At 47.5% G+C, this 560-nt stretch carries 1 protein-coding gene; it reads right to left on the reverse strand.

Features of this window, described 5'->3' with window-relative positions; translation table 11 throughout:
* Nucleotides 1-45: 45 nt before the first annotated feature.
* Nucleotides 46-560 (reverse strand): uracil-DNA glycosylase family protein (locus tag R8O11_RS30215; protein WP_318195261.1); only part of this gene is annotated, 515 nt, incomplete at its 5' end.

Here is a 560-nt window from a genome sequence, read left to right on the forward strand (position 1 = left end):
TCACTTTTCTTGTTCAGATTAACCAGCAATTAGATCATAGGTAACTCAAAGCATCGAGTGAACGCGTTGTTGGAGATAGGGAACGACTTCCGACTCAAACCATGGATTCTTCTTTAACCACAGCGTATTGCGTGGGGAAGGGTGTGGTAGAGGAATAAACTCAGGTTCCCAATCTTGCCATTGCTGAACGGTTTGCGTGAGAGTTTTGGGCTTGTTGGTGAGGTAGTACTGCTGAGAGTACTGACCAATAAGCAGAGTCAACTCTATATTGGGGAGCTGTTCGAGAATCTTTTTGTGCCATGTAGGAGCGCACTCTTTTCTCGGTGGCAGATCTCCCGAGTTACCTTTACCCGGATAGCAGAATCCCATCGGTACAATGGCAATTTTATTCGGGTCGTAGAACTCGTCTTTGTCGATATCAAGCCATTGGCGCAGTCGGTCACCACTTGGATCATTCCAAGGTATCGAAGTGCTGTGGACTTTTGTTCCTGGCGCTTGGCCAATAATCAGAATGCGTGCGTTTTTACCGGCTTGAACCACAGGGTTGGCTCCGAGAGGTA

This window comes from Vibrio sp. 1288, from assembly GCF_033344475.1.